Here is a 14,950-nt window from a genome sequence, read left to right as displayed (position 1 = left end):
TGATACGTCCTAAGTCCCCTTCGTCTAGAGGCCTAGGACACCGCCCTTTCACGGCGGTAACAGGGGTTCGAATCCCCTAGGGGACGCCATATTAAGCAAAAAGCCACTCACTGAGTGGCTTTTTGCTTTTCTGCGTTTGGCCAATTACGCCAACCGATAGATATTAAAAAGCCCTCTGATCAGAGGGCTCGGTTGCATTGAGAAGTCGCCGTTTAGTCCAGGCTAACACCGATGTTGGAGATCCCAGCATCACGCATCTCTTTGCGCAGTCCCTTGATCTCATCTGGGAATGGTTTTTCCAGTGACTCAATGTAATCCAGTAGCTGCTCTTGGATCTCGCGCTCTTGCTGCATCAGCTCGTGCTCAAACACATAGTCGTCCAGGGCATCTTCGCTGTCGACATCCGGTTGCTCGCTGGCTTCAATAAAAGCAGCAACGGTGGAGGAGGACAGTTTGGAGATGTTGATCAGATCGGTCTCAATCTTTTGCTGAATGGCACTGAAGATGGTGATCAGTGAGGTCAGCATGTCCATCGCTGGGTATACCGCGTAGGTGTCGTGCGCTTCTTCATCTGGCATCAACTCTTCCATTTGGTTGATCAGACGTTCCAGATTCAGCTTGAACTTACGGTCGTACAGCGATTGCCACAGCAGATCCAGCGCGACCTGAGGTTTCTCGCCATCTTCCTGTTCGGTCATCTCGGCAAACAGTTGGTAGTTTGGCAGCATGCGCTCGGTAAGGGCGGTGGCAAACAGAGTCTTCTGCCACAGTTCAAGAGTTTTAATGCGAGTAAAGAAACCAGGTTTGGCGGTCATTGTTGCTTCCATTAGGCGGCTAAGAAGTGCTTAGCGGCGGTAGTGATTTGATCCAATTGGTCTTGCAGTTCCAGCAGCTCAGGTTCGAGCTCGGCCATGGTTTGGCCCTGCTTTAAACTGCTCTCCAATTGCGCACAGAGTTTCTGTAGCGCCGGCACTCCAGAGTAACAAGTAGCGCCATGAAGCTTATGGATCTGTTGTTGCAGGGCGGCATTGTCGTTGATCGCCATCGCTTGATCCAGCCCTTGTCGTGTTTCAGGCAGGCTATCGACCAGCAGACTGAGCATCTCCTTCGCAAGAGCCTCATTGCCGCCGGCTTGCGTTAGTGCCAGTGGCCAATCGATCACATCGCTAAGACCCTGATTCGGCGCTTTAGTCCAGCGGTTTAGGCGCTCTTGCAGCATCGCTTCATCGATCGGCTTGGTCAGGTAGTCGTCCATCCCTGCGGCTAACAATTGTTGGCGTTCTTGGCCAAGCACGTGCGCTGTCACCGCAATAATAGGACAGTGTCGACTGCGAGAGCTTTTACGTATCAGTTCGGTGGTTCTTAGGCCATCCAGATCGGGCATCTGAATGTCCATAAATACCGCATCGTAGCTGTGTTGCTGGCATAGCGTTAACGCTTGGCGACCGCCACTGGCAATATCGACTTGTGCCACCATTTCACCCAGCAACGACGAGATCAGTTTCAGATTGGCGAGGTTGTCATCCACCGCCAATACACGCAGCGGCAGCAGTTTGTTGTCGTTGGGCTTTTTAATGGCTTCGATGGCTGTCGGCGCAGGTTGCGGTTCAGTAATCGGCGTTTGCACTGCCACTGGCGGCTTCATCAACAATCCGGCCAAGCGACGCTGGCTTACCGGCTTGCCAATATATTGCGCCAGCCCTTGCTGGCACCACTGTTGCTGCCATGGTTGCGGTTTGCTGTTGCACAAGAACAGCACTTTATTGCTGCGATATTGGCGCTGCAACTGCTGCAACTGTTCGCCGTCGTCGCAGATCTCGTTGGTCAGTAATAGGTGGTAGAACTGTTTGCCACGCACTTGGCTAAGCTGCGCCACCGCCTCGACGTCCATCTTCCAATTGCGCAGCAGCCGCGTCAGGGTTTGGCGGCTGCTGTTGTGTGGCTCGATCAGCAGTACCGATTGTCCGGCCAAGCTTTGCTGGTTTAAATCTTGGTTCATCTGGAACAACCCCTTTTCCAGTTTCAAGGTAAACCAGAAGGTGGAGCCTTGCTGTTGCTGCGAGCTAAAGCCAATTTGGCCTTCCATTTGTCCCACCAACCGTTTGGTGATCACCAACCCCAGCCCGGTACCACCAAAGCGCCGGGTGATTGAACTGTCGGCCTGTGCAAACGCTTGGAACAGCAACGGTTTTTGCTCTTCATTGATGCCGATGCCGGTATCGCTAATCTCGCCACGAAGCTGTACATGCTGGTCGCTTTCATCGGCCAGATCCAAGCGCACGTTGACGCTGCCGGTCTCAGTGAACTTAATGGCGTTGCCAACTAAGTTGGTGAGGATCTGCTGTACCCGCATCGCATCGCCATTGAGGTTATCCGGCAGCGCCGGATCGATGTCTAGCACCAACTCTAAGCCCTTTTCATGGGCGCTATGGGACAGCAGTTGTAGAGTTTCATCGACATTGTCGCGCAGCGAGAACGGCACCTTATCTAAGGTCATTTTGCCCGCTTCAAGCTTAGAAAAGTCGAGAATATCGTTGATGATCGCCAGCAGATTGGCAGCGCTGCGTTCAATGGTCTGCAGTTGATCACGCTGGTTATCTTGCAGAGGTGATTTCAGCAGCTGTCGGGTAAAGCCAATCACGCCATTGAGCGGAGTTCGTAGCTCATGACTCATGTTGGCCAAGAACTCCGATTTAATTCGGCTGGCCTCCAGTGCTCGCTTCTTGGCGATATCCAGCTCGACGTTTTGGATCTCAATCTGTTCGAGGGTTTCACGCAGATCCGAGGTGGCCTGATCGATATTTTGCTGCATCTCATCGTGGTATTCGGCCAGCGACGCCGCCATGGCATTGATGCCTCGCTTAAGATCATCCAGTTCACCGATCAGATCACCGCTGAGACGGGTATCCAATTTGCCTTCGCGGATCTTCGCTACCGCGCTAACCATAGCGGTAATCGGTTGCGTCACGTTTTTCAGCAGCCGGAAGGTAAACAGCAGATTTAGTTGAACCCCAATCAACACGATAATAAAGGCGGCCACACCAGCACGATATTGGGTCAGCAGCGCTTCGTGTTTGTTCAGTTGCACCGCCACATAGCCTTGTGGCTCCATCTGTTGTTGGTTGCCATACAAGGTGAGATTGCTGCGGATCGGTGCCCACATCACCACGGTGTCGCCAAAATGTTGGACATCGATGCCGTTGGGCATAGAGCTGCTGTCATCCAGCATCAGCAACTCAAGGTCGTGATGATAGTTGCTACTAACAAACGGGTGATGGTCACGGTCAAATACCGTAATGGTCTCAATTAACCCGGCGTTTTGTTGATGAGTGGTATCGAGCAGTCGTTTGGTGTGTTCGCGGTCATGGTATTGCAGCCCATATTCAGCGGCAATCGCCAGTGGCGCCGTTAGGTTGACCCCCTGCTTGAGCAGAGTTTGGTCCAATTCGGCAAAGCGACTGTTGGTAAAGTAGAGCGCCAGCATGGTGCCGACTAAAATGGTTGGCGCGAGCGCCAGTACCATTACCCAACTGCGCAGGCTGTATTTGGTCGCGGTTTTCATCTATGGGACAATAGCTCGATACACGATTGCTGCCTTAGGCACATTGCCTCTGGCATCAGCAATTTATCCGCACATTGTAAGCATATCGAGCAGTTATGGCCCAGTTCTTCTCTCCCAAATCCAGCAAAAAGAAGCCGTTAGCAAAATCCATTGAGCTAACCGCAGACGCCCTTGATCATCAAGCGCAGGCGGTGGCCAGTGTCGATGGCAAACGGGTGTTCGTCGCTGGGCTGTTGCCAGAAGAGCGCGCCAAGGTGCAGCTGACCAAAGATAAAGGCCGTTTTGCGACTGGCAAAGTGCTAAAACGGTTGAGCGACAGCCCAGAACGCTGCGCCCCGCGTTGTCGCCATTTTGGCGTTTGTGGTGGTTGTCAGTTGCAGTATGCCAATGCGCCAGCGCAGCGTCAGTGGAAACAACAAGCACTGACTACCTTGCTAAGTCATCACCTGAAACAACCGCTGCCACCATTGACGGCACCGATCGCCGCGGGCGAGTGGCACTACCGTCGCCGCGCGCGCCTAGGCACCGCTTTTCATCAAGGGCAGTTGCAATTGGGTTTTCGTAAAGCGCAAAGCAATGAGGTGATTGCGCTACGTGAATGCCCAGTATTAGCGCCGTCATTGCAAGCGTTGATCGCGCCGTTGGCCGCCTGTCTAGGGCCGATGGCGCTAGCTAAAGCCCTCGGCCACATCGATCTGCTGTTGGTTGATGAAGGCGCAGTGGTGGTGCTGCGTCTGATGCGTGCCATCAACGATAAAGAACGCACCCGCTTGACCGATTTTGCTGATAAACAAGGCTGTCTGCTGCGGCTTGATAACGGCCAGCAGATCATTGATCTCGATGGCAAACCAAGTGCACCACTGCATTACCAAACTGGCAACCAGTTACCGGCGGCGGCAATGCTGCCGGGGGATTTTTATCAGGTTAACGATCAGGTCAACCAGCAGATGGTGGCGCAGGCGCTTGAGTGGCTGGCACCGACCGCCGATGAAGTGGGCCTCGATCTGTTCTGCGGCGGCGGTAACTTTACCTTGCCGTTGGCGACTCGCGCTAAGCAGGTGATTGGGGTTGAGGGCATCGAAGCGATGGCCGAGCGCGGCCGTGCCCGTGCAGCAGAGCTGGGTCTTGCCAATGTTGAGTTTTACAGCGCCGATCTGAACGGTGAAGTGCCGCAGGCTAACTGGGCTAAGACCACCATCGATTGGGCGTTGTTGGATCCGGCTCGTGCCGGTGCCGGTGGCGCGTTGGCGTGGTTGCCAAAGCTGGCGCCAAAGCGGGTGCTGTATGTCTCTTGTAACCCATTGTCGTTGGCACAAGATGCAAAATTGCTCAGCCAGCATGGTTATCAGCTGACCAAGCTTGGTCTGGTGGATATGTTCCCGCATACTGGCCATCTGGAATCGATGGCGCTATTCGTGCGCGCTTAATCGCAAAAAGATTATAAAAATCACGCTTCGGCGGCGAGTTCAGGAGGAGGATCGCCCCCCATGGTTTCGGTAAGACACATTCATTTTGGCGACGCAGAACATAATGTCGAGCAGTGGCTGGCGCAGTTGCACCTTAGTGCCGAACTGTCGCAGCAACTGCAGGATACCTTTGCCACCTGCCGGATGGTTAGCGGCGATGAGGCGCTAAAAACCGCGCGGCTTAGCCGTGGCCGAGAGATGGTCGAGATCCTCCTGCCGCTGAATATGGATATGGAAACCCTGCGGGCGACCCTGTTCTACGTATTTGTTGACTCTGGCCTGTTGACCCTCGATGCGCTGGAAGCGCAGCAGGGCATGGCGATGCGCAATTTAGTGCAAGCGGTGCAGGTGATGGGGGCGATCCGCACGCTGCGTAACGCCAACCCCGACGGTAATCAAGTCGACACCATTCGTAAGATGCTCTTGGCGATGGTCGAAGACGTGCGCGCGGTGGTGATCAAACTGGCCGAGGCGGTGGTATTGCTGCGGGAAGTGAAAACCGCCGATGAAGAGACGCGGGTGATTTTGGCCCGCGAGGTGCGGGACATCTATGCCCCGCTGGCCAACCGCTTGGGGATCGGTCAGCTCAAATGGGAACTGGAAGATCTGGCGTTTCGCTATCTGCACCCAGACACCTACAAGCAGATTGCCCATTGGCTTGATGGCAAACGCATCGACCGTGAACAGTACATGGAGCAGTTCGTTAGCTCCTTGCAACAGCATCTGGACGATGAGGGCATCAAGGCCGAGGTTTATGGCCGTCCTAAGCACATCTATAGCATCTGGCGCAAAATGCAGAAGAAGAACCTCGCCTTTGACGAGTTGTTCGACGTGCGTGCGGTGCGGATTATCGCCGAACGGCTGCAGGACTGTTATGCTGCGTTAGGGGCGGTGCACACCTTGTGGCGTCACCTGCCCAATGAATTTGACGATTACGTTGCGACTCCGAAACCCAATGGCTACCAGTCGATCCACACCGTGGTGATGGGGCCACAGGGTAAAACCGTGGAGATCCAGATCCGCACCCGGCAGATGCACGATGACGCTGAGCTTGGGGTGGCCGCCCACTGGAAGTACAAAGAGGGCAGTACCGGCAAGAGCTCGGGCTTTGAAAACAAGATCAACTGGCTGCGCAAGATTTTGGCGTGGCAGGAAGATGTCGCCGAGTCCGGCAGTCTGGTGGAAGAGGTTCGCTCGCAGGTCTTTGAAGATCGGGTCTACGTGTTTACCCCTAACGGCGATGTGGTTGACTTGCCCGCCGGCGCAACCGTGCTCGATTTTGCCTATTACATCCACTCGCAGGTTGGCCACCGTTGTATCGGTGCCAAGATTGATGGGCGGATCTCGCCGTTCACCACCGTGGTGGAGACCGGCCAACGGGTCGAGATCATCACCGCCAAGCAGCCGAACCCGAAACGCGATTGGCTTAATCCCAACGCCGGTTACATCCATACCAGCCGGGCGCGGGCCAAAATCCACACCTGGTTTAAAGCCCAAGATCGCGATAAGAACCTCGCCGCTGGGCGAGAGATCCTCGATGCCGAACTGAATAAGCTGGGGTTGGAGCAGAGTGATCTGGCTAGTGCGGTCGAGCGCTTTAACCTGCACAGTATTGACGATCTGTTGGCTGCCATTGGTGGTGGCGATGTCCGTCTGACGCAGGTGATTAATCACATTCAAAGCCGCAGTGCTCGCGAGAACTTCGACGAGCAACAAGCGGTCGAGGATCTGGTGGCCAAGCAGGGGCTAAACCGACCGAAGAAAAACCAAGGTCACGTCGAGGTTAACGGCGTTGGTAATTTGCTGACTCACATCGCCAACTGCTGCCAACCACTGCCGGGGGATGCCATCGAAGGTTACATCACCCAAGGCCGCGGCGTATCGGTGCACCGCGAAGGCTGTGAGCAACTTGCCAATCTGTTGAGCCAACACCCTGAGCGTGGGGTCGAGGTGATCTGGGGCGAGAACTACAGCGGTGGTTACCATGTTACCTTGCGGGTAATGGCCAACGACCGTTCCGGCTTACTGCGGGACGTCACCACGGTGCTGGCCAATGAGAAAAGCAACGTGCTGGAGATGCGCTCAAGCTCTGACACCAAGCAGCAGACCGCCACCGTCGAGCTGAAAATGGAGCTCTACAATATGGCGTCATTAAGCCGGATCTTGTCACGACTGGGGCAGTTGTCCGGCGTCATCGAAGCCCGTCGACTTTAAGGCTGGTCTAGTCGCTGCCACTCTACGTCGAATGATTTCGACGTAGAGCCCTGATTTTGATCTCCGAAGTGAGGGTCTTCAATCGCTCTCCTTGATTGACAGCCGCTATCCTCAGCCTTAACCAATTTTTTAGATATTAATAAGCATTGCTATGACCACTTGTTTGCCGCCACTGCCACTGGAACCCATTGCCCGGATGTTGGCGATCATGGAGCGTCTGCGTCACCCCGAACACGGTTGTCCGTGGGATCTTAAGCAGGACTTTGCCTCGATCGTGCCGCATACCCTAGAGGAAGCCTATGAAGTGGCCGATGCGATTGAGCGTGGTGACTACCAAGAGCTCAGCAGTGAACTGGGTGATCTGCTGTTTCAAGTGGTGTTTTATGCCCGTCTTGGGCAAGAGCAGGGCCAGTTTGATTTTATTGAGGTGGTCAAACGACTCAATGCCAAGCTGGAGCAACGTCATCCCCACGTGTTTGCCGGTACCGAAGTGGTGGCTGGGCAGTGGGAAGCGCTCAAAGCCGCAGAGCGTGCCGATAACGCGCTGGCCGGTAAGCCGGTCAGTGCGCTGGCTAACGTGCCGCTGAATCTGCCAGCGTTGTCGCGCAGTGCCAAATTGCAAAAACGGGCGGCGCGGGTTGGCTTTGACTGGGACAGCTTAGGGCCGGTTGCCGATAAGGTCACCGAAGAGCTGGGCGAGGTGATGACCGAAGCCTTGCATGCCGACAGTCGTCAGGAGCTGGTGCAAGAGGAGATCGGCGATCTGCTGTTTGCAGTAGTGAATTTAGCCCGCCACTTAGAGGTGGAACCGGAACAAGCACTGCGCTTGGCCAACGCCAAATTTGAGCGGCGTTTTCGTGGGGTCGAACAACATTGCCGTGATGCCAGCATTGATATCGAAAAAGCGGGGCTAGATCGCTTGGAGCAGTTTTGGCAGCAGGTTAAAATTGCCGAGAAAAAACGCAACTAAGGGTCGTGATTTGTTCAGTAGTAGGGTGGTTGTGGATTGTTTGCGCAAACGCAAGCATTTAAGCCTTTTTGAAGGTCTATTCGATTGCCGGTCCTGGGTGAATCGAGTAAACTATTGTCCCGTCCTATTTGTCATTGTTGGCGGCCCTTCTTCTATTGCTGCCGGACAATGAAAATCCCTATTTTGTTCAGGTTCAGCATGACAACTAACTATATCTTCGTTACGGGCGGGGTTGTCTCCTCGTTGGGTAAAGGCATTGCAGCGGCATCGGTTGCGGCACTGCTTGAGGCTCGCGGCCTAAATGTCACCATGATGAAGCTGGATCCCTACATCAACGTAGATCCAGGCACCATGAGCCCGACTCAGCACGGTGAAGTATTCGTTACCGAAGACGGCGCCGAGACCGATCTGGACTTGGGTCACTACGAGCGCTTCATCCGCACCAAGATGAGCAAGCGCAACAACTTCACCACCGGCAAAATCTACTCTGACGTTCTGCGTAAAGAGCGCCGTGGTGATTACTTGGGCGCCACCATTCAGGTGATCCCACACATCACTAACGCCATCAAAGAACGCGTTCTCGCCGGCGCTGAAGGCCACGACGTTGCCATCGTTGAAGTTGGCGGCACCGTTGGTGATATCGAATCCTTGCCATTTTTGGAAGCACTGCGCCAGTTGGCGGTAGAGCTGGGCCGTGAGCGTGCGATGTTTATGCACCTGACTCTGGTTCCTTACCTGGCCGCTGCCGGTGAAGTGAAAACCAAGCCAACCCAGCACAGCGTTAAAGAGCTGCTGTCTATCGGTATTCAGCCTGACGTACTGGTGTGTCGTTCTGATCGCGCAATCCCAGCCAACGAGCGTAAGAAGATCGCGCTGTTCTGTAACGTACAAGAGCAAGCGGTAGTGTCGATGAAGGACGTAGATTCCATCTACAAGATCCCAGCACTGCTGAAGTCCCAAGGCCTGGACGATCTGTTTATTCGCCGTTTCGGCCTGACCGCACCAGAAGCGGATCTGACCGAATGGGAAAACGTAATCTACCAAGAAGCCAACCCAACTGGTGAAGTAACCATCGGTATGGTTGGTAAGTACGTGGAACTGCCAGACGCTTACAAGTCAGTGAACGAAGCACTGAAGCACGCTGGCCTGAAAAACCGCGTACAGGTGAAGATCAAATACATCGACTCGCAAGACGTTGAAACCCGTGGCGTTGAAGTACTGGAAGGCATCGATGGCATTCTGGTACCTGGCGGCTTCGGTGAGCGTGGCGTAGAAGGTAAGATTGCCGCTGCCGCTTACGCTCGTGAAAACGGCGTACCGTACTTCGGTATCTGTCTGGGGATGCAGGTTGCACTGATCGATTACGCTCGTAACGTTGCTGGTCTGGCTGGCGCGCACTCTTCTGAGTTCGACAGCAACTCGCCACACCAAGTCGTGGGTCTGATCACCGAGTGGTTGGATAACGAAGGTAACGTTGAAGAGCGCAGCGCCACTTCCGATCTGGGCGGCACCATGCGTCTGGGCGCGCAGCTGTGTCACCTGGTTGAAGGCTCTAAAGCCCGTGAGCTGTACGGCAACGACACCTGCATCGAGCGTCACCGTCACCGTTACGAAGTGAACAACAACTACCGCGATACCTTGGAAAAGGCCGGTCTGGTGTTCTCTGGTCTGTCTGCCGACAAGAAGCTGGTTGAGATGATTGAGATCCCATCCCACCCATTCTTCGTCGCTGGTCAGTTCCACCCAGAATTTACTTCGACCCCACGCGATGGTCACCCGCTGTTTGAAGGTTTCGTGAAAGCCTCCGCAGCCGCTGCTAAAGGGCAGCTGAACTAAGCCAGTTCCTAGCCGAACCCATTGGGTTCGGCTTTTTTGTTTTTGTAATCACTAATGAAAGGAAGCCATCATGGCAAAAATCGTTAAAGTACTTGGTCGTGAAGTGATGGACTCACGCGGTAACCCTACCGTCGAGGCCGAAGTACACCTAGAAGGCGGCTTTATGGGCATGGCATGTGCCCCATCAGGCGCTTCTACCGGTACCCGCGAAGCCTTGGAACTGCGTGACGGCGATAACAGCCGTTACCTAGGTAAAGGGGTGTTGAAAGCCGTTGCTAACGTTAACGACATCATCGCGCCGGCACTGATTGGTCAAGACGCCCGTGAACAGCGGCAACTGGATCAGATCATGATCGATCTGGATGGTACCGAAAACAAAGACAAACTGGGCGCCAACGCGATTTTGGCGGTATCTCTGGCGGCGGCTAAAGCGGCTGCGGTAGCCAAAGGCATACCACTGTACGCTCACATTGCCGAGCTCAACGGCACCCCAGGCGTTTACTCCATGCCTCTGCCGATGATGAACATCTTGAACGGCGGTGAGCACGCGGATAACAACGTTGATATCCAAGAGTTCATGGTGCAGCCAGTTGGCGCAGCCAACTTCCGTGAAGGTCTGCGCATGGGCGCTGAAATTTTCCACGCGCTAAAAGCAGTACTGAAAGGCAAAGGCCTCAACACTGCGGTGGGTGATGAAGGTGGCTTTGCACCAAACTTGGCCTCCAACGCCGATGCGCTGGCAGTGATCAAAGACGCGGTTGCAAAAGCCGGTTACGAGCTGGGCAAAGACGTGACTTTGGCGCTGGATTGCGCCGCGTCGGAGTTCTACAAAGACGGTCAATACGTACTGTCTGGCGAAGGCAAATCGTTCGATTCTAACGGTTTCTCTGACTACCTGGCGGAGCTGGTAGCGCAGTACCCAATCGTTTCCATCGAGGACGGTCTGGATGAGTCCGATTGGGACGGTTGGGCCTACAAGACCAAGCTGCTGGGCGACAAGATCCAGTTGGTCGGCGACGATCTGTTCGTAACCAACACCAAGATTTTGAAGCGCGGCATCGACAACGGCATTGGCAACTCGATCCTGATCAAGTTCAACCAGATCGGTTCTCTGTCCGAGACTCTGGATGCGATCAAGATGGCCAAAGACGCCGGTTTCACCGCGGTTATCTCACACCGCTCTGGTGAAACCGAAGATGCCACCATCGCTGATTTGGCGGTAGGTACTGCGGCTGGCCAGATCAAGACCGGTTCACTGTGTCGCTCTGACCGTGTTGCCAAGTACAACCAGCTGCTGCGTATCGAAGAAGCGCTGGGTGCACAGGCACCATACCGTGGTCTGGCGGAAGTAAACGGTAAGCGTTAATTTCAGCCCTGCGCAGATAAAACAAGCCCCAGTCGGGAAACCGACTGGGGCTTTTGTTTGCGCCAAAGACCGTTAACTACCTACTGACCACTAATAACTGCAAACTGACAACTGACAACTGACAACTGACAACTGACAACTGACAACTGACAACTGGTAACTGATAACTGACAGCTAATCGCTTATCGCTAGCGGCTACAACTGATAGTAATTGCTGCGGCAGAACTGACCTAGGGTTGGCCGTGACTGGCCGTATAGCTTGTGCCACTGCGCCAGCAACAGTTCGCCACAGGCGAGGGCGTCGGTGGTGGGGTGATGGCTCGGATAGCTGGGCAGCTGATAGTCACTTCGCACTGCCGCTAAGCTGAAGTCGCCATTGAGCTGACGCTCGGGATCGAGTTGCCGCGCCTTTTCTATATGTAGGGTATCAAACCACAGAATTGGCAGCTGTTTGATGCGGTAGTGTTGCCACAGCCAGTGCTCGATAAACTGCTGCTCAATACAGCGGCCATGAACCACCACGGCGCGACCGATCATCTGTTCAAACAACGCCAGCAGGCATTGGCGCAACGGTTGCGCGTGGCTTAGCATCTCTGGGGTGATGTGATTGATCACTGCACTGTCTGCGCACACTTTATCCGCAGCGGCAACGTGTTGCAGCTGCGCCTTATTAAGGCACCAACGGCGCTGATTCAGGGGCAAATAGCCCAGACTAAGAATGTGATCGCAGTTAGCATCTAAGCCGCTGGTTTCCAGATCAAGCGCCAGCAACGGTAGTTCGGTTAAGGCGGTGGTTGGGGCGGGCAGTGGGCTTTGCAGTAACGCCAACAGTTGCGGCGGCAGATCGCGCCGATCTAGCAGTTGCTGGCGCTGCTGTTGCAGTTGCAATAAGGGTTGTGGTTGCAGCCATTGCCGCAGTTGCCCCAAGCTGGCTTTTAGGCTCATGGGGCTAGCCTAAAAAGCGCAGTTTGGCGCTTTCTTGGAAAGTGGCGATGATCCGAAAAGCGTCTTTTAGATGGCTGCGATCAAAACTGCCGATGGCATCTGGGCTGATGTGATTGCCCACCGGCAATCCCTGTTTTAGCCGCTTTAGTTGGTATTCGTAGCGGACTTGGCTGATAAATCGCAGTGCGCCAATCACGTCTTTGCAACTGCCTTTGTCCAAGCGACCACCACGGCGGGCGCTGACAAACCGTTGCTCGGTGTCTAAGCGGCGACAACCGACCGCCAGACCGTAGATCCGCGCTAGGTCGATAAGCAGGCTTAAGGCGTGTTTTTTGATGTTAAGGGTGTTGGAGTGCTCGCCGCCTTTTTCCAGTACCAGTTTATTGAAGATCCCCAGTGGCGGTTGCACCGCGACTGCCGTTTGCACCAGTGCTGGCAAGAAGCCACTGTTGCTGGCGATTTGGTCAAACAGCAGTGTCTGCAGCTGTTCGCAGAAGTTAGCTTGGCCATAAAGGCTGCGAACTTCCAAGAAGACCGTGGCGTTTAGCAGTTGATTCTGTTCTGGTTCCTCGACCCACTCGCGATAGTACTGCTGCCAGCTTGCCAGTGGTTGGCACCATTTAGGGTTGCTGGCCATAAAGTCGCCATCGCAACTGGCGTAGCCGCATTCGGCCATGGCACTGCAAACCCATTGGCCAAGTGCGAGGAAATAGTCTCGATCGGCGTCGCTGGCATCGTCGCTAAAGACAATGGCGCTGTCCTGATCAGAGGCGTAGTGCACCTCCTGGCGGGCGTGGGAGCCGGCGACTAGCCAAGCGAACTCACAGGGTGGCGGACCGAGTTGTTCGATTGCCAGTTCAATCAAACGCCGATTAAAGCCATCCATCAGCAGCGCCATCACTTTGCCGATCACCGGCGCATTGACCTTGCCCTCAACCAGCGCTTCAAACACCGCTTGCCGTTCAATGGCGAGTGCAATTAACTGCTGGCGATTGTCGATGGTTTTCATTTTCTCCAGCAAAAACAGCGCTTGCACCCGATGGTTTTGCACAAGGTGGCTGCTGCTTAGCTGGCCCACCACTTGGTTATCGCGTACTACCGGCAGGCAGCGCAGGTTGTGCTCCATCATTACCGATACGGCACTGATCACCAGTTCGTCTGGGTCAACCAGATGGGGTTTGCTCGTCATCACCACGCGGACTGGCTGCTGGATATCGGTTGCGGCGGCCACCACCCGTTTGGTCATATCGCCATCGGTGATCACCCCGACGATCTGTTGCTGTTCAAGCACTACCGCCATCGCCGCTCGGCCCTGTTGGCGCATCTGCTGTGCCACCTGTTGAATGCTGTCGTTGGCGTCGACCGTGACCACTTGATTGCTGGCGATGTCACTGACTTTGCGTACAAACAGGCCTTTGTCGCGGCTGCTCCATTTCACCCGAATCGCGCTGAAGAGGCGCTCTTGGGCACTGGCGGCAAAGTGCAGGGCGCTGTCGGGATGATCCGCCAGCAATGGTTGCAGTTGCTGATGCGGCACCGAATACAGCAGAGTATTGGCGATGGCGACGGCACTGTAGCCGCGAAACAGCTCTTTGACTGGTTCTAAAAAGGTGAAGCCGAATGAGTCTTCTGGCCCCAGCTTGGCGCGCAAACTGCCATCGTGATGGCGCTGTTCCATTGCGCCAGTGTGGACGATATGTAAGTAATGGCCGTCCGGTTCGCCATCCAGTTGCAACCGCTCCCCCTTTGCCAGATAACTGATTTTGATCATCCCTGCGACTTGCTGCTGCAACTCGGTTGGCAGCTTATCGAACGGGTCAACCTTCGAGATAAAATCGACAATGTTGGGCAGTAGGGCGTTAGGCATGGCGGCTAGTTCAAAAGTGGTTATTGTATCGCGGCGGCAGCAAGTTGACTGATCTGTTGCCAGTCTTGGGCGTCGATGGCCGCTTGGGGCGTTAACCAAGTGCCACCAATGCATGGCACATGCGCTAACGCCAGATAGTCCTGTTTGTTGCTCGGGCGAATGCCGCCAGTGGCGCAAAACTGAATGTCGCTAAGTGGACCGGCAAGCGCCGCTAGGGTGCTCGCGCCGCCACAGGCTTCGGCAGGGAAAAACTTCAGATGGTAAAACCCTTTGGCACGGGCGGTCATCGCTTCGGAGACCGTCGAGATCCCAGGGATCACCGCAATCGGACACTGCCGCAGTTGATCCAGCAGTGGCTCGGTGGCGCCAGGGGTGACAATAAATTGGCCACCAGCGTTAACAACCGCATCGATGTCGGCGCTGGTCAACACCGTACCTGCACCCACCAACATTTGTGGCAGTTGCTCGCGAATTAGGCTGATTGCCGCTAGGGCGCATTCGCTGCGAAGGGTAATTTCAATGATGTCGATGCCGCCGCGCAACAGCGCCGACGCCAGCGGTAGTGCATCTTCAAGACGCTTTATGATCAACACCGGGATCACCGGGCTACGAGAGAAGATCTGCTCAGGGGTAAATTGCGACATGGTGCTTTTCCAAGTTGGGGAACGGCCGATAAAACGGCATGTTCCCCTCGTCGCAGCACGCGACGAGGGGAATTTAACGG

The 14,950-nt window shown here is 54.9% G+C and carries 10 protein-coding genes and 1 tRNA gene; 6 read left to right on the top strand and 5 right to left on the bottom strand.

Features of this window, described 5'->3' with window-relative positions:
• Positions 1 to 13 precede the first annotated feature (13 nt).
• Positions 14 to 89, top strand: a tRNA-Glu gene (locus tag G506_RS0105390).
• A gap of 123 nt (positions 90 to 212) precedes the next feature.
• Here G506_RS0105390 and G506_RS0105385 read toward each other — a convergent pair.
• Together G506_RS0105385 and barA are read right to left on the bottom strand one after the other, a co-directional pair.
• Entirely contained in the window at positions 213 to 815 is a 603-nt protein-coding gene (locus G506_RS0105385; protein ID WP_028115973.1) for a YjaG family protein, read from the bottom strand.
• An 11-nt stretch (positions 816 to 826) separates the two neighbouring features.
• Complete coding sequence (barA, locus tag G506_RS0105380) at positions 827 to 3,562, bottom strand: two-component sensor histidine kinase BarA (protein ID WP_028115972.1); 2,736 nt, start codon at positions 3,560 to 3,562, stop codon at positions 827 to 829.
• 95 nt (positions 3,563 to 3,657) lie between these two features.
• Between barA and rlmD the strand changes: the two genes are divergently transcribed.
• From rlmD to eno, 5 genes are all read left to right on the top strand, one after another.
• Positions 3,658 to 4,989 carry a 23S rRNA (uracil(1939)-C(5))-methyltransferase RlmD gene (gene rlmD, locus G506_RS0105375; protein ID WP_028115971.1) on the top strand — a complete coding sequence of 444 codons (1,332 nt, stop codon included), beginning with the start codon at positions 3,658 to 3,660 and terminating at the stop codon, positions 4,987 to 4,989.
• 60 nt (positions 4,990 to 5,049) lie between these two features.
• A complete protein-coding gene (gene relA / locus G506_RS0105370; protein WP_028115970.1) occupies positions 5,050 to 7,242 on the top strand; it encodes a GTP diphosphokinase in 2,193 nt (730 codons plus the stop codon).
• Between the two features lie 151 nt (positions 7,243 to 7,393).
• Positions 7,394 to 8,212, top strand: a complete 819-nt coding sequence (mazG, locus tag G506_RS0105365; RefSeq protein WP_084631178.1) for a nucleoside triphosphate pyrophosphohydrolase — start codon at positions 7,394 to 7,396, stop codon at positions 8,210 to 8,212.
• Between the two features lie 198 nt (positions 8,213 to 8,410).
• Positions 8,411 to 10,048: a CTP synthase gene (locus tag G506_RS0105360; protein WP_028115968.1), complete on the top strand. Its 1,638-nt coding sequence runs from the start codon at positions 8,411 to 8,413 to the stop codon at positions 10,046 to 10,048.
• Positions 10,049 to 10,118: 70 nt separating this feature from the next.
• Positions 10,119 to 11,414, top strand: coding sequence for a phosphopyruvate hydratase (gene eno, locus G506_RS0105355; protein ID WP_028115967.1), 1,296 nt, complete (start codon positions 10,119 to 10,121; stop codon positions 11,412 to 11,414).
• A gap of 195 nt (positions 11,415 to 11,609) precedes the next feature.
• Here the strand turns inward: eno and G506_RS18905 are convergent, their stop codons facing one another.
• The 3 genes from G506_RS18905 to eda are packed head-to-tail and all read right to left on the bottom strand — an operon-like array spanning position 11,610 to position 14,870.
• Positions 11,610 to 12,359 (bottom strand): exonuclease domain-containing protein, encoded by a 750-nt coding sequence (locus G506_RS18905; RefSeq protein WP_051201918.1) that lies wholly within the window; start codon positions 12,357 to 12,359, stop codon positions 11,610 to 11,612.
• Between the two features lie 4 nt (positions 12,360 to 12,363).
• A complete protein-coding gene (locus tag G506_RS0105345; RefSeq protein ID WP_028115966.1) occupies positions 12,364 to 14,226 on the bottom strand; it encodes a DUF294 nucleotidyltransferase-like domain-containing protein in 1,863 nt (620 codons plus the stop codon).
• A gap of 20 nt (positions 14,227 to 14,246) precedes the next feature.
• The gene (gene eda, locus G506_RS0105340) at positions 14,247 to 14,870 is read right to left on the bottom strand and encodes a bifunctional 4-hydroxy-2-oxoglutarate aldolase/2-dehydro-3-deoxy-phosphogluconate aldolase (RefSeq protein ID WP_028115965.1); all 624 of its coding nucleotides are present in this window, start codon (positions 14,868 to 14,870) and stop codon (positions 14,247 to 14,249) included.
• Positions 14,871 to 14,950 lie beyond the last annotated feature (80 nt).

The sequence above is a fragment of the Ferrimonas senticii DSM 18821 genome (genome assembly GCF_000422665.1).
Taxonomy (GTDB): Bacteria; Pseudomonadota; Gammaproteobacteria; order Enterobacterales; family Shewanellaceae; genus Ferrimonas; species Ferrimonas senticii.
The sequence above is the reverse complement of the archived record's forward strand: the minus strand, read 5'-3'. Positions and strand labels throughout refer to the sequence as shown.